Source organism: Mesorhizobium sp. P160927 (assembly GCF_057766385.1).
Genome location: NZ_JBYMDW010000001.1, coordinates 5,096,776 through 5,119,095, shown reverse-complemented (window position 1 = coordinate 5,119,095; position 22,320 = coordinate 5,096,776). Strand labels below are relative to the sequence as shown.

The 22,320-nt window shown below is 63.7% G+C and carries 16 protein-coding genes and 1 pseudogene; 14 read left to right on the top strand and 3 right to left on the bottom strand.

Annotated elements, in window-relative coordinates; translation table 11 throughout:
• The first annotated feature begins 196 nt into the window (after nucleotides 1–196).
• The 3 genes from AC3CB8_RS24960 to AC3CB8_RS24950 all read left to right on the top strand — a co-directional run bounded on the left by AC3CB8_RS24960 (nucleotide 197) and on the right by AC3CB8_RS24950 (nucleotide 2,504).
• A complete protein-coding gene (locus AC3CB8_RS24960; protein WP_352563597.1) occupies nucleotides 197–394 on the top strand; it encodes a YjiS-like domain-containing protein in 198 nt (65 codons plus the stop codon).
• Entirely contained in the window at nucleotides 391–1,287 is an 897-nt protein-coding gene (locus tag AC3CB8_RS24955; protein WP_352563598.1) for an NmrA family NAD(P)-binding protein, read from the top strand. Before AC3CB8_RS24960 ends, AC3CB8_RS24955 begins: the two co-directional genes overlap by 4 nt.
• 86 nt (nucleotides 1,288–1,373) lie before the next feature.
• Nucleotides 1,374–2,504, top strand: coding sequence for a KamA family radical SAM protein (locus AC3CB8_RS24950; RefSeq protein WP_352563599.1), 1,131 nt, complete (start codon nucleotides 1,374–1,376; stop codon nucleotides 2,502–2,504).
• A gap of 295 nt (nucleotides 2,505–2,799) precedes the next feature.
• Here the strand turns inward: AC3CB8_RS24950 and AC3CB8_RS24945 are convergent, their stop codons facing one another.
• The 3 genes from AC3CB8_RS24945 to AC3CB8_RS24935 are packed head-to-tail and all read right to left on the bottom strand — an operon-like array spanning nucleotide 2,800 to nucleotide 8,072.
• Nucleotides 2,800–3,453, bottom strand: a complete 654-nt coding sequence (locus tag AC3CB8_RS24945) for a 4'-phosphopantetheinyl transferase family protein (RefSeq protein ID WP_023774826.1) — start codon at nucleotides 3,451–3,453, stop codon at nucleotides 2,800–2,802.
• On the bottom strand, nucleotides 3,450–3,896 hold the full coding sequence (locus AC3CB8_RS24940; RefSeq protein ID WP_245275628.1) for a GNAT family N-acetyltransferase: 447 nt from the start codon (nucleotides 3,894–3,896) through the stop codon (nucleotides 3,450–3,452). The genes AC3CB8_RS24945 and AC3CB8_RS24940 overlap by 4 nt, the downstream gene beginning before the upstream one ends.
• 57 nt (nucleotides 3,897–3,953) lie before the next feature.
• Complete coding sequence (locus AC3CB8_RS24935; RefSeq protein ID WP_352563600.1) at nucleotides 3,954–8,072, bottom strand: Pls/PosA family non-ribosomal peptide synthetase; 4,119 nt, start codon at nucleotides 8,070–8,072, stop codon at nucleotides 3,954–3,956.
• 648 nt (nucleotides 8,073–8,720) lie between these two features.
• Here AC3CB8_RS24935 and AC3CB8_RS24930 point away from each other — a divergent pair.
• The 11 genes and pseudogenes from AC3CB8_RS24930 (at nucleotide 8,721) to minC (ending at nucleotide 22,240) form a co-directional block, all read left to right on the top strand.
• The gene (locus AC3CB8_RS24930; RefSeq protein ID WP_023774829.1) at nucleotides 8,721–8,966 is read left to right on the top strand and encodes a DUF680 domain-containing protein; all 246 of its coding nucleotides are present in this window, start codon (nucleotides 8,721–8,723) and stop codon (nucleotides 8,964–8,966) included.
• A gap of 134 nt (nucleotides 8,967–9,100) precedes the next feature.
• Entirely contained in the window at nucleotides 9,101–10,072 is a 972-nt protein-coding gene (locus AC3CB8_RS24925) for an MBL fold metallo-hydrolase (protein ID WP_023784417.1), read from the top strand.
• Between the two features lie 30 nt (nucleotides 10,073–10,102).
• A complete protein-coding gene (locus AC3CB8_RS24920) occupies nucleotides 10,103–10,582 on the top strand; it encodes a tetratricopeptide repeat protein (RefSeq protein ID WP_023784418.1) in 480 nt (159 codons plus the stop codon).
• A 246-nt stretch (nucleotides 10,583–10,828) separates the two neighbouring features.
• The gene (locus AC3CB8_RS24915) at nucleotides 10,829–11,335 is read left to right on the top strand and encodes a DoxX family protein (RefSeq protein WP_023784419.1); all 507 of its coding nucleotides are present in this window, start codon (nucleotides 10,829–10,831) and stop codon (nucleotides 11,333–11,335) included.
• A gap of 118 nt (nucleotides 11,336–11,453) precedes the next feature.
• Nucleotides 11,454–12,052, top strand: a pseudogene (locus AC3CB8_RS24910) (BA14K family protein).
• A gap of 119 nt (nucleotides 12,053–12,171) precedes the next feature.
• Entirely contained in the window at nucleotides 12,172–12,495 is a 324-nt protein-coding gene (locus AC3CB8_RS24905; protein WP_023774834.1) for a DUF2934 domain-containing protein, read from the top strand.
• Between the two features lie 195 nt (nucleotides 12,496–12,690).
• Nucleotides 12,691–12,978, top strand: coding sequence for a hypothetical protein (locus AC3CB8_RS24900; RefSeq protein WP_015316916.1), 288 nt, complete (start codon nucleotides 12,691–12,693; stop codon nucleotides 12,976–12,978).
• Between the two features lie 56 nt (nucleotides 12,979–13,034).
• Nucleotides 13,035–13,184, top strand: coding sequence for a hypothetical protein (locus AC3CB8_RS24895; RefSeq protein WP_352563602.1), 150 nt, complete (start codon nucleotides 13,035–13,037; stop codon nucleotides 13,182–13,184).
• A gap of 189 nt (nucleotides 13,185–13,373) precedes the next feature.
• A complete protein-coding gene (locus tag AC3CB8_RS24890; RefSeq protein WP_352547568.1) occupies nucleotides 13,374–19,112 on the top strand; it encodes a HAMP domain-containing protein in 5,739 nt (1,912 codons plus the stop codon).
• Nucleotides 19,113–19,115: 3 nt separating this feature from the next.
• Entirely contained in the window at nucleotides 19,116–21,173 is a 2,058-nt protein-coding gene (locus AC3CB8_RS24885) for a response regulator (protein WP_352563603.1), read from the top strand.
• Nucleotides 21,174–21,334: 161 nt separating this feature from the next.
• Entirely contained in the window at nucleotides 21,335–22,240 is a 906-nt protein-coding gene (gene minC, locus AC3CB8_RS24880) for a septum site-determining protein MinC (RefSeq protein ID WP_352563604.1), read from the top strand.
• Nucleotides 22,241–22,320: the final 80 nt, after the last annotated feature.

The following is a 22,320-nucleotide window of genomic DNA, read 5'->3' as shown; positions in this document are numbered from 1 at the left end:
TGCTCACAAATCCTGCACAAAGAGTCGTTTGTCGTCCAGCCCTCAACGGCCCAATATTCAGGCGTACCAAGCATCCACACCGGCCTTCCGGTTCATCGATGCGCTGAATTGACCAGACAAGTGTGAGCAATCGTCATGCTCGCCCCACCCGGGCGACATCGGCGGGCTTGCGCCCAGTGAAACACAGGAGACGAACATGACCTTGACCCTTCGACCCATCGGCGCCGCGATGAGCGGCCTTGCCATGCGAAGCGCGGCAGCGTTCGAGCGCCGCCGCACATTGCGCCGGATCTCCCGGCTTTCCGATCGCCGTTTGCATGACATCGGCCTCGAACGCGACTGGGATGGTTCCATCCTTGCTAACGAAATTCTGGCCAATGGGAGGGCGATATGACCAGCACCCTGATTATCGGCGCCACCGGACTGCTCGGCAGCGAGATGGCCAAGGCCAGCGCGCGCAATGGCGACAGCCTCCATGTCCTGGCCCGGCAGGCAACTTCGGCCAATGAAGCGCGGACGCGCCCGCTGAAGGAGCTCGGCGCCACCGTGCATGTCGGCGATCTCGACGACTATGACAGTCTTGTGCGCGCCGTCGGCAAGGTCGACCGCGTCATCAGTTCGGTGCATGTCGGCTCGGCCAGCGAGATGACACTGGTGCGCGCGATCAGGGATGCCGGCGTCTCCCGCTATGTGCCCTCCGCCGGCTTCGGCCTCGACTTTGCCGCCGCCGCGCCCGGCTCGATCGAACCGCTCGACATCAAGCGGGCCGTCTTCGACGCGGTCCGTGAGGCAGACCTGCCCTATACGGTGATCTACACCAACGGCTTCTTCTCGACCTGGGTGGCGACGCTGGGCGACCTGACGCGCTTCGGATCGTCGCCGCTGCCGCCCGACGAGGTGACGCTCTATGGCGAGGGCAACGTGCCGGCGACCTTCGTCAGCGAGAAGGATATCGCCGCGGTCACCATGCGCGCGCTGGAGGATTCCAATGCTGTTCGCAGCGAGATACGGATCGCGCAGAACAAGATTACGCAGAGCGCGATGATCGAGCTGTGGCGGCAAGTGAGCGGCCGCTCGCCGCGCGTCAAGCAGATGAGCGCCGAGGAGCTGGAGGCGCTGATCGCGGCGGTTCCCGGCCTTGGATTGCTGCGCGCATTCTGGATCCGCGGCGAAACCGCGCTTGAGACGGCCACTCCGGAAGCCGGGACGCTTTATCCGGAGCTGAGGTTCGAGACGATCGAAAGCGCTTTTGTGGCGATGGCTGGCGCGGGTGGGCCAAGGTTGTGAGGGCGGGGGACATGGTTGGCGTTGCGACAGCGGTTGACCGCGCTGTCCATCCGGTCGATAGGTCCGCGCAAACAGCCGAGACACCGATGACCGACCTCAAAGCTGCGACCCGCGCCGCCGACATCGCCTGGCAAGACGATGTCCGCGCCGGCGTGCGCCATGTGCGCGACCTCGCTTCCCTGCCGCTCTCGCCGGCCGAGCGCGAAGCCGCGCAAGCCGCCGCGGCGCTTCACAAGGTGCGCGCGCCAAAGGCCTATCTCGACTTGATCGACTGGAACGATCCCGCCGACCCGATCCGGGCGCAGGTGATCCCGTCGCCTGAGGAATTGGACGAGGCGGAGGGCGAGCTTGGCGACCCGATCGCCGATCACGAATTCAGCCCGGTGCCGCGCCTGACGCATCGCCATGCCGATAGGGTGCTGTTGTTCCCCACCTATCAGTGCGCGGTCTATTGCCGGTTCTGCTTCCGCAAGGAATCGCTGACGTCGATCGGCCGTGGCTATACGCGCGAGGCGCTGGAGCCGGCGCTGGCCTATATATCGGGCCATCCCGAAATCCGCGAAGTGATCCTGACCGGCGGCGATCCGCTGTCGCTGCCCGACAAGGCACTGGCCGAAATCCGGGCGCGCATCGAGGACATCGCCCATGTGAGGTTGCTGCGCCTCCACACGCGCGTGCCGGTGGCGCTGCCGTCGCGCATCACGCCAGGGCTGGTCGCGGCGCTGCAGGGCCGGCTGATGGTGACGGTGGTCACCCACTTCAACCACGCGCGCGAGATCACCGACGCCACTGAAGTGGCCTGCCGCGCCTTGCGACAGGCCGGCTTCGTGATGCTCAACCAGAGCGTTCTGCTGAAGGGCGTCAACGATACGGTCGACGCGCTGGAAGAGCTCTGCCGCGAGCTGATGTACCGGCTGGGGATAAAACCCTACTACCTCCATCATGGCGATCTCGCACGCGGCATGGCGCACAGGCGCACCACGATCGCACAGGGCCAGGCGTTGGTGGAAGCGCTGCGCGCGCGCCTGTCGGGGATCTGCAACCCTGTCTATGTGCTCGACCTGCCCGACGGGGGCGGCAAGGTGCCGCTCGGACCTTGCCATGTCGAGGAACAGGACGGGCAGAGCTGGCGCATACGTGGGCTGGATGGGCAGGTGAAAGAGTACACCGAGATTGTGGGCGAAGGGTCTTCGTGCAAACCGAATGCCGGTTCGTGACGCCATGATGCTTTCCACTGGATAAATAACGCCATGCGTCATAGCGACTATTCATAGTGGCCAGTGTTTGCGCTGCCCCTCACCTGCCTGCCGGCATCCTCTCCCCGTATAGTGACGGGGAGAGGGGCGCTGCCGTCGCCGATTTCGCCAATCTCGTGCGTTGCGGGAAGACCAACGGCGTTGCAGCTGGTCCTCTCTCCCCGTCACTATACGGGGAGAGATGTCCGGCAGGACAGTGAGGGGCAGCGCCAACGGCGGAGATCGCTGCGCAGCGGGATAACCGCGTCCGCCCTCGCTAAACCCTATCACCCTCGACAAACGCCAACACCACGACACGCGGGGCAGTACAATAGACCAGGCTGACGCTGCGGCCTGTCGTTGTCGTCGCGCGGCCGGCCTTGAGGTCCACGCCGATATCCTCATAGCCCAGCACCTCGCGATCCAGCGGATAGGCGGCCTTGTAGACCGCTTCCTTGGCGGCGAAAAGGATGCGGCCGGCGAGCTGCCGGTCGGCGGCGTCGATCCGGTCCTCGGGAATTGCCACGAGCGAGAAAATCTCATCGGGCAGGGCCAGCGCCGGCTCGACGTCGATGCCGAGCGAGCCGATGCCGGCAACAGCCGCGACCGCCGCCACGGCCATGTCGTCGTCATGCGCGAGCGAGCCCGTTATCCCCTCCGGCCAGGCGGGTGCACCGGACGGCCCGCGCAAGAGGGCGAAACCGTCGAAGCCGGCATCCGTCAGCAGCCGGTGCGCGATCAATCGCGCCGCGCCGCTGGCCCGCCGCATGGACGGCTGGCGGGCGGGGATGGAGCGTGCTTCCGCCGGCAACAGATGGGTCTCGTCGCCTTCGCGGATGATCCGGCAACCGGTGCGGACCCCGGCCGGAGCCATGGCGGCCATGGCGCGCGCCAGGGCGATTTCCTCGGACGGCTCGGCGGGCGGCGTCATCGGTGGCCGGTGGGCAGAATGAGATCCGCGATCATTTCGCCGTCCTCGTCGAGCCCCTGTTCGACGAAGCCGGCGCTGCGATAGAGCCGCCGTGCCGCTTCATTCTCCGGTTCGTAGCAGATCGACACGTGCCTGATGTGGCCGAGCCCACCGATTTCCTTCAGCACTTCACGCAATGCGGCCTTGCCGTAGCCCCGGCCCTGCCAGGCGCGGTCGATCATCAAGCGGTAGATGCGCGCCTCGTCATCGTCCCGCGGCGCCTCGTACATCACGAACCCCACGATCTGTTCGCCTGCCATGACCGCGCGTGGCCGCGCGCCGCGATCGGATTTGGCCTCACGCAGGGAGGCTGCGTTGCTGGCGACGAAGTCCATCTGCTCCGGCGCCAGCTGCAATGCGGTAACCAAAGCGCGATTGGCTGGGGTGACCGGGCCGATCCGGATGTCCACGGTGCTTCCGGATCGCTCTGCCACGTGGCCTCCGACGATCGGGATCGAGGGTCAGGACGACGCCCTGGAGCCGTCTTCCATGACCGGCTCGACGAACCGGTGCAGCTTGGCCGGGTTGCCGCGCCAGATCGAGTTGGGCTCCAACTCCTCGCCCTTCATCACGAAGGAATCGGCATCGACCATCGATCCCTTGCCCATCACCACGCCGTAATGGACAAAGGCGGACGGTCCGAGCGTGCAGCCATCGCCGATACGGATGAAGTCGGACTTGAACGCACCTTCTTCCAGCGAGTGGGCCTGGATGACGCAGCCTTCATTGAGCGTGACGTCGTCGCCGATCACCACGAGGGAACGCTCGGTCAGGTTGGCGCCGCCGTCATAGACGCGCTTACCCACCTGGACCCCGAGCATGCGCAGGATCATCGGCCGGAACGGCGTGCCGGCGAACAGGCGCACAACAGGCGAATCCGCGAGCTTCCAGTGGCGCTCGTGACGCCAGAAGGTGACGTCGTAGATCGTCGTTATCCGCGGCTTCAGCTTGCGAAAACCGAGGCTTGCCCGCTCAACGAAGATGTAGAACGGAATGGTGATCGCCGAGGTCAAAAGCACCGCCACGAAGAGGGCGATCTCAGCCCATTCGGTGTAGTAGTTCAGTGCGCGATCCCAGATCGCCAGCGTGGCGAACAGCATGACCCATTGCGTCGCCATGAATAGGAGGATCGTCACCAGATTGTGACGGTTCTTGAGCGGGATGCGCTGGCGCCGGTCTTGCTCGTCGATGCCGGCGATGAGTTCCTTGTCGCGGTTCACCATGCGTGGGATTTCAAAGGGCGGCGAGCCCAGAAGGCCGACATTCTCGCGCAATGGCCCGTCGATGGGGACCATCACCTTGGTGCCGAGCAGGACGTTGTCGCCCGTGCGTCCATCCGGCGGATAGTAGATGTTGTTGCCGAGATAGTTGCGTTCGCCGATCCGGGTCGGCTCGAGCCGGAACGCGGAAGCGGACTTGTGCATGTTGATCATGAAAAGCCCGTCTGACACCATGGTCTGGGTGCCGATCTCGCATAGCAGCGGGTTTTCGTGTTGCTGGTTGGAGCCGAAATTGGAGCCTGTCTGCACCACCTTGTTGAGGTTCCAGCCGATGGCGCTCATGTAATGGACGATAGCCGAGCTGTCACCGAACAGCAGGCCGAGCACGCGCGAGTTGCTCGAGAACTCGGCAACCGTTTGCAGCCAGTAGCGGAAGCCATAAAGCGTGTAGGTACGGCCGGGTTTCAGGATCAGGCTGAACAGGCGCGGCACCACCGTGGCGGCGAAAAAAGCCGCGACGATGTAGCCGAACAGCGTGACCGTGGTGCCGATCGCCACAATGCCGATCGTCTCCTGATAGTCGTCGCCGACATTCTCCCAATAGCTGTGGAACAAAAGCGGCAGCGGCGTGACGATGGCAAACAGTCCTATCAGCTGCACGGCCTCGTAGAGGAAGCGCCGGATGCGGGGAGGATTGACATTGCGCACCTTGCAATAGTCCGCCGTGGTCGGCACCGCGGGCGATCCATGCCAGTGTTCGCCGTCGGGGATGCTTTGCCCGCGCTGCAGCGAGGAGGAATGACCGAGCTGGCCGCCATCGCCTATCGCGGTGTCGATGTCGAGCGTGCAGCCGACGCCGACGAAGGCATCGCGGCCGATGGTCAGCGGCCCGGTATGGATATAGCCGGCCTGGGCGCGATAGCCCAGGATCAGCGATTCCTTGCGCAGGATCGTTCGGTCGCCGATCGAAATCAGGTCCGTGCACACGGGAACGGCGCGGGATTCGATGACCACGTTCTTGCCGATCCTGGTTCCCAGAAGCTGCAGGTAGAGGCTGTAGAGCGGGCTTCCGCGGAACAGCACGACGGGTGCCGTACGGATCAAGGTTTTGACCACCCAGAAGCGATAATAGCGCAGGCCCCAGATCGGGAACGCTTCCGCTTTCCAGCGGCCCACCAGCACCCATTTGGCGGCAATGGCAAAGCCCGACATGCCGAAGAACACACCGGCCGAGAGCACCACGCACCTGAAATAAAGCTGCAGCGGGTCGTCGAGCGTGTCATAGACCCAGTTGAGGCCGTCATTGATCGCCCACAAGGCCACGTAGCTGTAGGCTGCGTAAAACAGCAACTGCGCCGCGCCGCAGGTCCAGTAGACGAAATTGGACGCTTGGCGGGTGAGAACGGGCTCGTTGGTGGCCGTCGTCATCTCTTCCGCCACGCTCAGGTGCTTGGCCAGGCGCGCCACCGTTGGGTAGAGATAGATGTCGCGCATCGACGTCGTCGCCCATTCCTTTCGCGTGCGCACGCGCGCGCAAAAATGCGCCATGAGCAGCGAGTTGGCGCCGAGATCGTCGAAGAAATTGTCCTCGACGGAAACGTCGTCGAATTTCAGCACGGCGCATAGCGCGTCGGCCAGGAAACGCTCGTCGTCGTTGCCGGGCGGCACCATGGCGCGGTCGGCCGAGAGCCGGACGCTGGTCGGTTTGGGCAACTGGCGAAGGTCGACCTTGTTGGAGACCGTCATCGGGATCGCCGGCAGTTCCTCAAGATAGGAGGGCACCATGTAATCCGGCAGCCGCCGCTTCATCGTCTGGGCGATGTCGGCGCGCGAGAGCGGCGGCTGGCCGGCCTTGGGCGCGTAATAGGCAACAAGTTCGACGCGGCCGGGCTCGATCTCCCAGGTGGTGACGGCGGCCTGCGCGATCTCGGGCTGGTCGAGCAGCACGGCCTCGATCTCGCCGAGTTCAATGCGATAGCCGCGGATCTTCACCTGAGTATCGATGCGCCCGGCATACTCGATCTCGCCGGCGTCGCTGATCCGGCCAAGGTCGCCGGTGCGGTAGATGCGCTTCGACGGGTTGTTCGGCAGGCCGAGGAAATCGGTGATGAACTTCTGTTCGGTCAGGTCCGGCCTGTTGAGATAGCCGACCGCCAGCCCGATGCCGGCAATGCCGATCTCGCCCAGTTCGCCAGGTTCGGCAAGCTGAGGTAGCGAAGGGTCGAGAATGACGATCGAATAGGTGGGCAGCGGCGCGCCGATCGTCACCGGCCGGTTCGGCGTCAGTGCACCCATGGTTGCCGTGACGGTCGCCTCGGTGGGGCCATAGGTGTTGAGGATCTGCCGCCCGGGCTTCGACCAGCGCACCACCAGATTGTGCGGGCAGGCCTCGCCGCCGACCAGCAGCGTGCGAAGGCTGGGCACGTCCGATGTCATGGACGACAGAAGCGTCGGGCTGCAGGCCATGCAGGTGATGTCGTGATGGCGCAGGAAATCGGCGAGCTCTTCGCCCACGAGCGGCATCTGGCCTGGTGCCGGCACGACCGTCGCGCCGGCGACGAACGGCACCCATATCTCCTCGGAGGAAAAGTCGAACGCGATGGTCATGCCCTGGTAGACGCGATCGCCCGGCCGGTAGCCGTAGGATGCGGCGGCGACGCGGATGAAGTTGACGAAGCTTTGATGGCGGATGGCGACGCCCTTGGGCCTGCCGGTGGTGCCCGATGTATAGAGGATGTAACAGATGTCTTCGACCTCAGCGGGGGCCGGCGCCTTGTGCGGCTTCAGCGGCGCGTCGGACTGGGCTGATATTTCGGCGGCGGCGCTGTCGATCAACAGGTGCGGAACCGGCAACTGGTCGGCCCGCGACGCGTAGGTGGCGATGGTGACGACCAGGCTGACGCTGGCGTCTTCGATGATGAGCGCCATGCGCTCTTGCGGAAAGGCGGTGGCCAGCGGCACGAAGGCGGCGCCTGCCTTCACCACGGCGAGCAGGGCCACATAGGTTTCGGCGGACCGGTCGAGGATGAGCCCGACACGGTGACCAGGCCGCACGCCGCGCTTGACCAGCAGGCGAGCGAACTGGTTGGCGCGCTTGTCCAGTTCCCTATAGGTCCAGGTGCGGCCCTCGGAGATCACCGCCGGCAGCGTGGCGAATGTTTCGGCGAGTTGCTCGAAGACCTTGTCGAGCCGCTCGTCCGGCTGACCCGCACGGGCAAAATCGGCGCCCGCCAGGACTTGGCCGTGCGCTCCGGCTGCAACTCCCGCAAGTGCATCGACGCTGTCGGGGCTGGTCTCGGGCCCTGTGCCCGCTCTTGCCGCTTCCCTGTCCAGTTCGGCGATATCGATACCGTGGTCCATTTCCAAACTTTCTCGTCCTGGCAAGCCGTTACAGGCACATCTCGGTCACGCCGCCGCGCCGGCGGGCATTGCCGACTGTGCCGTCGCTGCAATTTCATCGTTGTTCATGGAGGGGGAATGACCGAAGCTTCCAGAACGGAAGATTCGGGAATTCAGGCCGGCGATCGCCGGCCGTACCCTCTTTGGCCGGGCGGTTATCACGGAATTGACCGCTCCGTCTTCACAGTTTCGGGAGCATGGGCGCATCGCGCAAGCGCGCGCGTTGCCTGGGCGCTACCGGCGGCGAGCGACATGCGGGGCAGGGCACCCGTCGATCCGTTCGAACCTCTTTGCATTGCCGTACCCAATTCCGTGCGTCCGTGCGCCTGTGTCCGTGCGCCTGTGTCAGTGCTTGTGCGGCGGCCAGATTTCCGGCCGTTGAGGGATGCTTATGCCAGCCGATCTTTTCGCCAGTTTTTCCGAACTGTTGAATCTTGTTTCTGAATTGTGTCTGGGCAGTCTTCCGTAGGACCGCTTCCCTCAATTTCAGCCCTTCCAGAAAAATCTCATACCGCCCGGGAATAAAGCGGGGCCCTTGCGGGTCTTCTCTGCAAGCGGAGCAATCTTGCGGTCCGCGACCCTAAGAAAACGAAACAAGGATTTACCGAAATGACCAAGCTCGCTCTCAGCGTGGCTGCGATGTTGCTTGCCTCGACTTCTGCCTTTGCCGGCAGCGACCATTTCGGCGCCGATAACGTCAACCAGCCTGGCGCCGCTGTCGACACCAATGCCACCGCCTCGATCCCCTACACGGCACGTCCTCATGGCGTCGATACCAAGGTGACGACCGGGCCGAGCCGGCCGGCGACCAAATCCGATGCGAAGGAACCCGGCCAGGGCATCTGGGGCAACTGAGTTCACGGCTCGGCACCGGATCCCGACGGCGCCGATCCGATCCCGCGACCAGCGACGGAGGGCCAGGGGCTTGGCGCTCCGTCATTCCCTTCGACCTTTCGCGCCATAGTCACCACTCAACAGAGAAGATCACCATGTTCAGCATGTCACGCCGCACAGTGCTTCAATCCGCCGCCGCCGCTGCCGCCTTCGGCCTTGCCGGCAAGCTGGAATTCACCCGGCCCGCTTTCGCGCAGACGCCGGTGGAACCCACCGTCGGCTTCTACAAATACACGGTCGGCGATATCGAGGTGACCGCCATCTATGACGGCATCTGGAAGAAGCCGCACGACCCGGCCTTCATCAAGGATGTTTCGGTCGATGATACCAAGGCAGCGCTCGCCAAGGCGGGGTTGACGACCGACTTCATGCCCATTCCGCTCACCGTCGCCGTGCTCAAGATGGGCGGCAAGCTGATCATGATGGATGCCGGCTCGGGGGTCGGCCAGTGGCAGGCCAATGCCACGCATCTGCCGGCCAACATGGCCGCCGCCGGCATCGACTACAAGGCGATCGACACCATCATGATCTCGCATTTCCACCCCGACCATGTCTGGGGCCTGATGGAGAAGGGCACCAACACGCCGGTGTTCCCCAATGCCGAGCTGATCGTCAACGCCACCGAATACAAGTGGTGGACCGACCCCAGCAGGCTGGCCAAGCTGCCCGAGGGCCGCAAGCCGGCGGGCAAGCGCATCGCCGAAAACTTCCCGAAATGGAAGAACTGGAAGCTGGTCGAGGACGGCGCCGAGGTCGCGCCCGGCATCCAGATCATCGCAGCCCCCGGCCACACGCCGGGACATTCGGTGTACCTCGCCAATTCCGGCAAGGAACAACTGATGATCTCGGCCGACACCATGTATGTGCCGGCGCTTCTCGCGCCGCATCCGGAATGGCAGGGTGCCTATGACCAGGACGGGCCGACGGCGATCGCCACGCGCCACAAGATTATCGACCGGGTGATCGCGGACAACATCCGCATTTCCGGTTCGCACTTCCCGTTCCCGGGCACCGGCGTCTTCGTCAAGGACGGCAATGCCTACGGCTTCTCTCCCGTTCAAATTTGAACGGGTAACTCAATCCTAGCGAGACAGACAATGAAACAATGCTATCTGGGCAAGCACGCCCTGTTTGGCCTGCTCGGCGCCATTGCCGTGCTGACCGTGGTTCCCGTCGCAACCATCATCCCGGCCTATGCGGTCGATGATATCGAGGGTGCCGACGCGCCCGACCTCACCGCCGTCAAGGCCAAGATCGACGCCAAGGATTACAAGGGCGCGCTGGCGGATCTGCGCGACCTCGCGCAGGACAACCAGCAGGCCGACGTTTACAATCTGCTCGGCTTCACGCTGCGCAAGACCGGCGACTTCACCACCGCGCTGACCTACTACAACAAGGCCCTGGAGCTGAAACCCGACCACAAGGCCGCCCGCGAATATCTGGGCGAGCTCTATGTCGAGAGCGGCGACATGGCCAAGGCCGATGAGCAATTGGCCTCCCTGCAGAAACTCTGCCCCGCCGGCTGCGACGAGCTTTCCGACCTGCGGAAAGCCATCGACACCAAGGTGACGAAGTAAGTTCTCCCCCCGGATTGCGAATGGCAATTCGGGCAATCCCCTCGGGGAGAAGCTGGACGCGAAGCGACGGATGAGGGGCCTTGCGCCAACCCCGATGGATCGCAAAGTTCGGGCGCTCGTGGCTGGCGCCCACTGCCGGAGCCGGCGCCTCTCCCTCGAGCCGGCTCCGGCCCTTTTAGTCATCACATTCGGCAGGCGCCGTTCCCGCGTGGCGCCTCCACGGTGTCAAAATATCGGAGGCTGACCATGACCCTGAACGAACGCGCCGCGAAGCTGCACGCCCTCGCCACCAGACTCTATGTCAGGGATCTGACCCTGCTTGCCGGCCGCCTGCTCATGTCCTTCATCTTCCTGCATGAGGGGGTGACGCTGGCCACTCATTTCGACGGCGCCGCCAAGGCGATGGCCGCGCAAGGCGTCGGGCTGCCGCTGTTCGTCGCCACCATCGCGCTGCAACTGGGGGCAGGGCTCTCGGTGGCAACGGGGGTGCTGACGAGGCTGGGGGCGATCGGCCTCGGCCTCTTCTGCCTGGCAACGGCCACACTGTTCCACACCAACTTCGCCAGCCAGAGCGAGCTGCTGAATTTCGAAAAGGATCTGGCGATCGCCGGCGGCATGTTCGTGCTGGCCGTCGCCGGCGCCGGCCGGATCTCGCTGGATTGGCTGCTGGCCCGCACCCTGCGGCAGCGCCAGCGCGATAGGGAAACGGTGGCATTGCTGCTGGCGGTCGAGAACCAGTTTTCCCAGAGGTGAGGCTGCCGGTTTGAGGAGAAGCTGAGGCCGCGACCCGTTCATACGCCCGCCACACGCACTTTGCTGGAACCAGCCTTGATGCTCCGCATTCTATAAGCAGGGACTCAAGGAGGGTGACGTGAAAGCGATATTGGCACTGGTCGGCGGCTTTGTCTTGACCCTTGCGGTCTTCGGTAGCGGGCTTGGCTTTGCCGCCTGGCTGCTCGCCGCCAAGCCCGCGCATGAGGCAAGGCCGACCCTCAGCGTGGCGGAACTGTGGACCAGGGACGCGCGGCCGGTGAACAAGGCGGCGCAAAATCTGCAACGCTTGCCGGCCGACCAGCCCGCGCCGCCCGAGGTCGCCGTCAAGGCGCAGGCACCCGATCCCACCGCGACCGGATCGATCGCCCGGCGGCTGGAGCCGACGCGCTGCCGGTGTCCCATGTCCGGTGGTGCGCCAGCCGTTACCGCTCTTACCATCCCGACGACAACAGCTACATGTCCTACAGCGGGCAGCAGCGCCCCTGCGTCTCACCCTATCTCGATGCCGGCGCCGACCAGGGCGCGCAGCCATCGGCAGCCGTCAGCTATGTCGAGGGCGGTGTCGCCCCGGCGGTCGCCACGACGGCGCTTTCCGCCGACCATGTCGATTCCTGCTTCAGCCGCTACCGCTCCTACCGGCCCGACGACAACAGCTACCAGCCATATTCCGGCGGACCCAGGCGCCAGTGCGAATAGCCGCCGGTGCCGGGCAGGCGTGGCTGAAGGGTGCATCTGGTCATCGCGACGATCACGCAAATTTTTTGGATCGTTAGCATCGGCGCCGCGTTCATGCCTCACATGAGTGGAGGAATGACATGAGCGACGACCGCGACGACAAGATCAGGAACCGCGCCTACGAGATTTGGCAACGCGAAGGCGGGGCGCATGGCGACCATGAGCGGCACTGGCGCCGGGCCGAGATGGAGATCGACAGGGAAGCCGCCCTGCCGCTGACGGCGGATGACGCGCTGCCGCAAACCGGCGAGATCGCCAGTTCCGACGTTCTGACGGTGGAGGAACTGGCGATCCGCGCGGGCATAACGGGCGAGGAGGCGCAGGAGCTGATCGACCGCCTCGGTACCGACCGCGCCGCGATCGAGCAAGCCGCACGCAGCCTCAAGCCAAAGCGCGGGCGCTGAACGCGCGAGCCTTTCGAAACAACGGGTTGGCGCAACTCGATGACAAGATGATTCATCGAGCCACCCAGCGCAAAACCATGACTGTCGCGAAGCCGGCGCTCTCTTGGAGCGCTATCCCTGGTCATCTCCGACAATGTCGGAACCCTTGGCCGCCTCGGAGGTTCACCCTGTCCCCACCCCAAAGGAGATGCACTCATGGACCACGCCAACCACGTAAGGCTCAGCCGCGCCGAACTGACCCCGGACACGCTTGAAGGCGCGACCATCTACGGTCCCAACGACGAGAAGATCGGCTCCGTCGACCATATGCATGGCAGCAGCCAGGTCGTCATCGACGTCGGCGGCTTCCTTGGCATCGGCGCCAAGCCGGTCGCCGTCGCCGCCAACGAACTCGATTTCATGCGTGACGAGGACGGCGACGTCCATGCCGTGACCAGCTGGACCAAGGACCAGCTGAAAGCCATGCCCGAACACCGCGACTGACAATAGGTAGGGCCCGGCGATCGCCGGGCCCTACCTCCTTTCCTGGGGAGCGACTGATGAGCAGGAAGCTGAAAGACGGGAAATACCGGCTTTATTCAAGGAAGAAGGACGAGAAGACGGGCAAGCGGCGGAATCTGGGGACGTTCGACAGCCGCGAAGCGGCGGAGAAGCACGAAAGGCAAGTGCAGTATTTCAAGCGGCATTGAGGCGATCGCCGTGCATAGCGGTAGACAGAGGCCGAGACCGCTGTAGGCCAACCCGCTTCGTCCTCCCGGGGGCCAGCAAAGCGCTGCGAGGCCTTTCAGCAGCGCTGGCAAATCATATGGAACAAAATATGCGGCTACGCGTTAGGAGCTTCGGCCTGATCCGGCCGTGGGGTCCGCGTGGAGGGGTTTTTGGGCGTATCTCGGTTACCAAAAGAACAACTGGACTCTCGACAAATTCTCAGCGCTCTCAAAGCCTTTCGAAACGGCGATTTCTCCGTCCGTATCGAAAACGTCTATGATGGGCTGAGTGGCGAGATTGCAGACACGTTCAACCAAATCGTCGAACTCAATGACCAGGTGACGCGGGAATTCGCGCGGCTCAGCCGGGTGGTCGGCAAAGACGGGCGCATCAGCGAGCGCGGCCATGTCAGGAACGCCAAAGGTAGCTGGGAATCAAGTGTCAGATCGGTCAACGACCTGATCGAGGACATGGTGCAACCGACCGCCGAGGTGGCCCGGGTCATTGGCGCCGTCGCCAAGGGCGATCTGTCCCAGACCATGATGGTGGAGATCGACGGCAGGCCGCTGCGCGGCGAATTCCTGCGGATCGGCAAGATCGTCAACACGATGGTCGAGCAACTCGCCTCGTTCACTTCGGAGGTGACGCGCGTGGCGCGCGAGGTCGGCACCGAGGGCAAGCTCGGCGGCCAGGCCCGGGTCAAGGGGGTGGCGGGCACCTGGAAGGACTTGACCGACAATGTGAACGCGATGGCGACCAACCTGACGAGCCAGGTGCGCAACATCGCGGAGGTGACCACCGCCGTCGCTTCGGGGGATTTGTCGAAGAAAATCACCGTCGACGTGAAGGGCGAAATCCTGGAGCTGAAGTCGACCATCAACACCATGGTCGACCAGCTCAACTCGTTTGCCGGCGAGGTGACGCGCGTCGCGCGCGAAGTCGGCACCGAGGGAAAGCTCGGCGGCCAAGCCCGCGTCGAGGGCGTGGGTGGCACCTGGAAGGATTTGACGGACAGCGTGAACCTGATGGCCGCCAATTTGACCGGCCAGGTCCGCAATATCGCCGATGTGACGACCGCGGTGGCGCTCGGCGACCTGTCGAAGAAGATCACCGTCGACGTGAAGGGAGAGATTTTGGAGCTGAAGTCCACCATCAATACGATGGTCGACCAGCTCAACTCCTTTGCCGGCGAGGTGACGCGCGTCGCGCGCGAGGTCGGCACGGAGGGAAAGCTTGGCGGCCAGGCGCAGGTGCGGGGTGTCGCCGGAACCTGGAAGGATTTGACCGACAACGTCAATTCAATGGCGGCCAACCTGACCGGCCAAGTGCGCAACATCGCCGAAGTGACCACCGCCGTGGCTCTTGGCGATCTGTCGAAGAAGATCACGGTCGACGTGAAGGGCGAGATCCTGGAGCTCAAGAACACCATCAACACGATGGTGGATCAGCTGAATTCCTTCGCCTCGGAAGTGACGCGCGTCGCGCGCGAGGTCGGCACCGAGGGAAAGCTCGGCGGCCAGGCGGAAGTCCGTGGCGTCGGAGGCACCTGGAAAGACCTGACCGACAACGTCAATCTGATGGCCGCCAATCTCACCGGCCAGGTGCGCAACATCGCCGATGTGACGACGGCTGTTGCGCGGGGTGATCTCTCAAAGAAGATCACGGTCGACGTGAAGGGCGAAATCCTCGAGCTCAAGAACACCGTCAACACGATGGTGGACCAGCTCAACTCATTCGCCTCCGAAGTCACCCGCGTTGCCCGCGAAGTGGGCTCGGAGGGAAAACTCGGCGGCCAGGCCCATGTCGAGGGGGTCGGCGGCACCTGGAAGGACCTCACCGATAACGTCAACGCCATGGCCGGCAACCTGACCGTGCAGTTGCGCGATGTCTCCAAGGTCGCGACCGCGATCGCGACCGGCGATCTCACCCAAAAAATCACCGTCGATGCACTAGGAGAGATTCTGCAGATCAAGGACGTCATCAACACGATGGTGGACCAGCTGAACTCCTTCGCATCCGAGGTGACGCGCGTGGCCCGCGAAGTGGGGTCGGACGGCAAGCTTGGCGGCCAGGCACAGGTCCGCGGTGTCGCTGGCACGTGGAAGGACCTGACGGATAATGTCAACGCCATGGCCGCGAATCTGACGGGCCAGGTCCGCAACATCGCGGAAGTGACGACCGCCGTTGCGCTGGGCGACCTGTCGAAAAAGATCACGGTCGACGTTCGCGGCGAAATTCTCGAGCTCAAGGACACCATCAACACGATGGTGGATCAGCTCAATTCTTTCGCCTCGGAAGTGACGCGTGTCGCGCGCGAAGTCGGCACCGAGGGGAAGCTTGGCGGCCAGGCACAGGTGCGCGGCGTCGCCGGCACATGGAAGGACCTGACCGACAACGTCAATTCGATGGCCGAGAATCTGACCGGCCAGGTCCGCAACATCGCCGATGTGACGACCGCGGTGGCGCGCGGCGACCTGTCGAAGAAGATCACCGTCGACGTCAAGGGCGAGATCCTGGAGCTGAAGTCCACCATCAACACCATGGTCGACCAGCTCAACTCCTTTGCCGGCGAGGTGACGCGTGTGGCGCGCGAGGTCGGCACCGAGGGCAAGCTCGGCGGCCAGGCACAGGTCGAGGGCGTGGCGGGCACATGGAAGGACCTGACCGACAACGTCAACCTCATGGCGACCAACCTGACCAACCAGGTGCGCGGCATCGCCGATGTCGTCACCGCAGTGGCGCAGGGCAATCTCAAGCGCAAACTCGCCGTCGATGCCAAGGGCGAGATCGCGTCCCTGGCTGACACCATCAACGGCATGATAGAAACGCTGGCGACCTTCGCCGATCAGGTGACCAACGTCGCCCGCGAGGTCGGCATCGAGGGCAAGCTCGGCGGCCAGGCGAGGGTGCCTGGCGCCGCCGGCCTGTGGCGCGACCTGACCGACAACGTCAATCAGCTGGCGGCGAACCTGACCACACAGGTGCGGGCCATCGCCGAGGTGTCGACCGCGGTCACCAAGGGCGATCTTACCCGTTCCATCAGCGTCCAGGCTTCCGGGGAGGTCGCGGCGCTCAAGGACAACATCAACGAGATGATCCGCAACCTGAAGGATCAAACGCTCAAGAATGCCGAGCAGGATTGGCTGAAAACCAACCTCGCTCGGTTCTCGCGCATGCTGCAGGGCGAGCGCGATCTGGCCACGGTGTCGCGCATGATCATCTCGGAGCTGGCGCCGCTGGTGAACGCACAGTACGGCGTTTTCTACGTGACCAATCGCGACGAGGAAGAATCCTATCTGGAACTGGCCGCGTCCTACGCCGCCGAGGGCAAAGCCAAGATTCGCCAGCGTGTGGACTTCCGGGAAGGCCTGATCGGTCAAAGCGCGGCCGACAAACGGGCGATCATGCTCGACGAGGTTCCGTCGAGCTTCCTGCGCATCAGCTCGGGCCTCGGCGAAGCACCGCCGGCCAGCGCTATCGTTCTGCCTGCATTGTTCGAGGAAGAGGTCAAGGCGGTCATCGAACTCGCTTCGTTCAGCCGCTTCAGCGACACGCATCGCCTGTTCCTCGAGCAATTGATGGAATCGGTCGGCATCGTGCTCAACACGATCGCCGCGACCATGCGCACGGAAGGGCTTCTCAAGCAGTCACAGCTTCTGACGTCCGAACTGCAGTCGCGCCAGACCGAGCTCACCAAAAAGCAGGAAGAACTTCACGCCACCAACGAGGAATTGCAGGAGAAAGCCCAGCTTCTCGAGAACGAGAAAAAACAGGTCGAGAACAAGAATCTCGAGATCGAAATGGCCAGACGGGCGCTCGAGGAGAAGGCGGAACAGCTGGCGCTGACGTCCAAGTACAAGTCCGAATTCCTGGCCAATATGAGCCACGAGCTGAGGACGCCGCTGAACTCGCTGCTGATCCTGTCCAACTTGCTCGCGACCAACCAGCAGGGCAACCTGAACGACAAGCAGATCGAGTTCGCTCGCACGATCAACTCGGCGGGCACGGATCTGCTCAGCCTCATCAACGACATACTGGATCTTTCGAAAATCGAATCCGGCACGGTTTCGATCGAGCTCAACGACATGCCGCTCGCACATCTGCGTCAGCATATGGAGCGAACCTTCCGCCAGCTTGCGGCCGACAAGGGGCTTGGGTTTACGATCGAGATCGATCAAATCCTGCCCGAGACGATCCGTACGGACGAAAAACGGCTGCAGCAGATCGTCCTCAACCTTTTGTCCAACGCCTTCAAGTTTACGTCCCAAGGCGACGTGACGCTCAGCATCCATGCCGAGCGGACCGGCCGCGGAAACGGCGCGGCAACACTGCCCCAGGCGCTGGCAATCGCTGTCACCGACACAGGCATCGGCATTCCGGAGGACAAGCAAAAGCTGATCTTCGAGGCGTTCCAACAAGCCGACGGCACGACCAGCCGCAAATATGGCGGCACTGGCCTCGGCCTCTCGATCAGCCGGGAAATCGCCCGCCTGCTCGGCGGCGAGTTGCGCGTCGAAAGCCAGCCAGGGACGGGATCGACCTTCACGCTTGTCATTCCCTTCGATGGCCCGCGCAGCAGCAGTCTTGCACCGCAGATCGAGCTTTCGCCGGCTGCCGTTTCCGTTGCGGCCAGCAGCACGACAGGAACGCCGGAACTCGCCGATGACCGTGATGCGATCGACCCGTCGGACAGGGTGGTGCTGATCGTGGAGGACGACCCCACTTTCGGCGGGCTGCTGCTTGGTCTCGCGCGATCGGCCGGATTGAAAGGGGTGCTCTCCACCGCCGGCTCGGGAACGCTGGCGCTTACACGCAAGCTCATGCCCGATGCGATCACGTTGGATCTGGGCCTTTCGGACATTGACGGCTGGGTCCTTTTCGACCTTTTGCGGCACGATCCGAAGACCAGGAACATACCCATCCACGTTATCTCCGGCGCTGAAGACATCGAGCTTCTCACACGCCGAGGCGCCGCAAGCGTTTCCAGCAAGCCGGTGTCCGCCGGCGAACTCTCGCGTGTCTTCGAGGACATTCAGTCGAGGACACTCAGGACACAACGCAATGTGCTGGTCGCGGACCCGGATCCCGAGCGTCGCCTCGCGCTGGTGGAAGCCATTCGCGACGGCGTCACGTCTGTCACCGCCATAGGCCGCGTCGCGGCTAATGCCGACGGGGATGGTATTGCCGGATATGACGCCGTCGTGTTCGGTTTTGGCCGTTCGGCCAAGGACAACGCCCAGATGCTCGATGAGATCATGTCGCAGTTCGGCGATTTTGTCCCGCGCCTGCTCTTCTTCACGCCCCATCCGGACGCCTTTCAACAGCAGATCGCCTTGCATCCGCCGCTCAGCGATGTTCCGCGTGCCGACAACTTTTCCCAGCTTGGCTTGTTGATGTCCGCGGCCCTTCCAGGCGACAGGCCCGACAAGGAAATCTTGGCTTCCGAACAACTCGACAACGCCGATCTGGCCGGAGCCAAGGTTCTGATCGTCGATGATGACATTCGCAACATCTATTCGCTGACCAGCGTGCTGGAGACCTACGGTATCGAGGTGCGGCATGCCGAGCGGGGACGGGATGGCATAGCCATGCTTGAAGAGGCGCCGAACGTCGATGTCGCCCTGATCGATATCATGATGCCCGAGATGGACGGGTACGAGACCATGCGCCGGATACGCTCCCAGCCGGAAATCGCGCACATTCCGCTGATTTCCGTTACGGCCAAGGCGATGAAAGGAGATCGCCAGAAATGTCTGGACGCCGGCGCGTCCGACTACATCGCCAAGCCAGTCGACCTCGACCTGCTCCTCGCCCTGCTGCGTGTTTGGGTCGGTCGCTCGCGCTCGCGGGCGGGGACATCGCGGGCAGACGGCGACGACCGCAATCTGATCGCGCCCCGGCGGATCTAGCCTATGGCCGCGATGGAAGCAGAAAGCAGCGAACCGTTCGAAAAGCTGGGGCCGGTTCGCGTTCTCGCTGTCGACGACGACGCGCGGAATCTCCTCGCCATAGAGGAGGCACTCGACGGGGTCGGGCAGGTGATTTGCGCTCAGTCGGGCGACGAGGCGCTGCGCTTTCTGCTCAAGGACGACTTCGCCGTCATTCTGCTGGATGTGCTGATGCCCGGTCTCGACGGCTACGAAACCGCTTCCCTGATCCGGAGGCGCGAACGTTCGAACGCCACACCGATCATCTTCCTGACCGCCATCAACAAGGAAGAAGCACATATGTTGCGCGGCTATGACGCCGGCGCGGTGGATTATCTGTTCAAGCCATTCGACCCGTCGATGCTGCGGTCCAAGGTCATGGTCTTCGTCGATCTCTATGAAAAGACGAGGGAAATCGAGCGGAACGCGGCCAGGGAGCAGCTGCTGCTTGAGCGAGCGCTGAAGGCGACGTCCGACAAGCTCGACGCCGAGCGGGCGCTGCGGCATTCCGAGGCCCGGCAGGAGACGATCCTCGCTTCGCTGCCGATTTGTTTTCACGCCCGCACAGCCGAGGCGCCATTCGCCGCAACCTATGTTTCCAAGGGGGTCGAGCGGTTGACGGGATTTTCTTCGGACCGGTTCATGGCGGATCCAGATTTCGGCATCAGCCGGGTCCATCCGGCTGATCGGGACGTAGTGACAAGATCGCTTTCGGCCGCCCACGAGACCGGCTCTTATGCGTGCGAGTTCCGCTGGCGACGCGCCAATGAGGAATACCGGATATTCCTCGATCAGGGAGTGGTCGCCAGGGATGGCGCCGGGCTCGAACTGCTGGGCACCATGCAGGACATCACCGAGCAGCGCCATCTGGAAAGCCAATTGCTGCAATCGCAACGGCTCGACGCGGTCGGCAAGCTGACCGGCGGACTTGCCCACGACTTCAACAATCTGCTTGCGGCGATCCTCTCCGGGCTGAGCCTGCTCGAAAGGCAAGTGAGCCTCGACGGCAAGGCGGCCCAGGTTCTCGACATGACGCGCCGCTCCGCTTCCCAGGGCAAGGACCTCATCCAGCGCATGCTCGCCTTTTCAAGGCGCCAGGATCTGAAGCCGGTTGCCGTGCGTATGTCGACCCTGGGAGACACGATGACCGGCCTGGTGGCGCCGATCCTGGGCGGCTTGGTGCGATTCGACTGGCATGTCGGTGAAGATACATGGCCGGTGCATGCGGACCCGGCGCAGCTTGAGCTTGCGTTGATGAACCTGGTCTTCAACGCCCGGGACGCGATGCCTTCCGGCGGGACAATCCGCGTCAAGGCCCACAATCGCAGCGTCGGCCCCACCGGCCAGGGGCTTGCCGCGGGCGACTATGTCAGGCTTGCGGTCGAGGACACCGGGACAGGTATCGCCGCGGATGTCATCAGCAAGGTGATCGAGCCGTTCTTCACGACAAAGCCGATCGGGAAGGGCACGGGTCTGGGCCTCAGCACTGTCTATGGTTTCGCCAAGCAGTCGGGTGGCACGCTCAGGATTGACAGCGAGCTTGGCCACGGCACAACCATGGAGCTCTGGTTGCCGCGTTCACGCGAGGCGCAGGACATCACCGCTAAAGATGAGCTTGTTTTCGAAGCCAGTGCCGCCAACAATGCCGGCACGGACCTCCCGACGGCGGCCGAGGATGAGTTGCCGACTGTTCTGCTCGTCGACGACAGTCAGTCCCTGCGGGAGTTGACGGCGATGTCGCTGCGGCAATCGGGCTTCGACGTGACGGCGTTTTCGGGCGGCGCCCAGGCCCTTGCCGCCATCGAAAAGGAGCCGGACCGTTTCGACGTCATCGTAACCGACTTCGCCATGCCGCTCATCTCCGGCATCGACGTCATCCGCTTCGCCCGAAGCTTGCGCGCGGATTGGCCGGCACTCATCGTCACGGGCTACGCCGATGCCGAGAAAATCTCGGACCGCCCTGACGACGTGGCATTGATCAGCAAGCCCTTCGAAGATGCCCACCTGGTAGCAGCCATTCGATCAGCTTCGCGCCGCCGCTGATGCGCCTGCTTCGGGAGCAGCCCGCACCTGTCGCCGGTCTCCGCGGGGCGCTTAGCAGACCTCCCGATTTCTCGCGCTAGCTGCCGAGTTGCCCTTTGCCGTTAACCATTCGTTAACCATTAACCCCCTAGCGTTTACCTCTCAGTAAGGATTCGCTGGCCGTGACCTTTGCCGCCCCCGTCGAAACAAAATCCATTCGTTTTCGCGCCCGTTCGTTCGTGGCCTTTACGCTCACGCCGGAGGCGCCGATTTCCGCCTGGCTGGAGGGGCTGGATCACTGGATCGGCAATTCGCCAGGGTATTTTGCGGGGCGGCCGGTGGTGCTCGATTTGAACGTACTGAAGCCCGACGTCGCCGACATCGCGCTGCTGGTTGCTTCGCTTGGTGCGCGGGGCATCCGGGTCTACGCGATCGAGCTTGAAGGGGCCTCCCTCGGGCTTGACCTGCCGCCGCTGCTTAGCGCCGCCAAGGAGGCCACTACGGATGGCCTGCTGTCTCAGCCCGGCCGCAAGGGCAAGGCGGAGGCGGCTGATGAAGCCGGCAAGCTGGAAACCGTGTTTTCGGATCGCGGCAAGGATGCCGGCAAGGCCGGCGAAGTCAAAGCCGGCGAAGTCAAGGCAGGCGAAGTCAAAGCCGGGGAAGTCAAGGCAGGCGAGGGCAAGGTCGACGAAGGCAGGGCCGAGGCCGGCAAGGGCAAGGCGGCCATGGCGGAAGCCGGCGCCATCGAAACGGTCCAGGCCGGCACGCTGATGGTCAAGTCGCCGATCCGCTCGGGCCAGTCGATCTTTCATCCGCATGGCGATGTCATCGTTTTGGGCTCGGTCGCGTCCGGCTCCGAAATCATCGCGGCGGGCTCTATCCATGTGTATGGCACTTTACGCGGCCGCGCCATCGCTGGCTCGCAGGGCAATCGCTCGGCACGCATCTTCTGCCGCAAGAACGAGGCGGAGCTGATTTCGGTCGACGGCTGGTACACCACCGCCGAAGAGATGGAAGGCGTCTCGCGCGGCAAGGCCGTGCAGGCCTTCCTCGAAGGCGACATGCTCGCCGTCGTGCCGCTGAACTAGGCCGGCGCGGTGCTGACGCCCGGCTTAACGGTTCCGGCCAGGACAAGCGCCGAGGCATCGCCGCGCGCAAGCCTCGGACC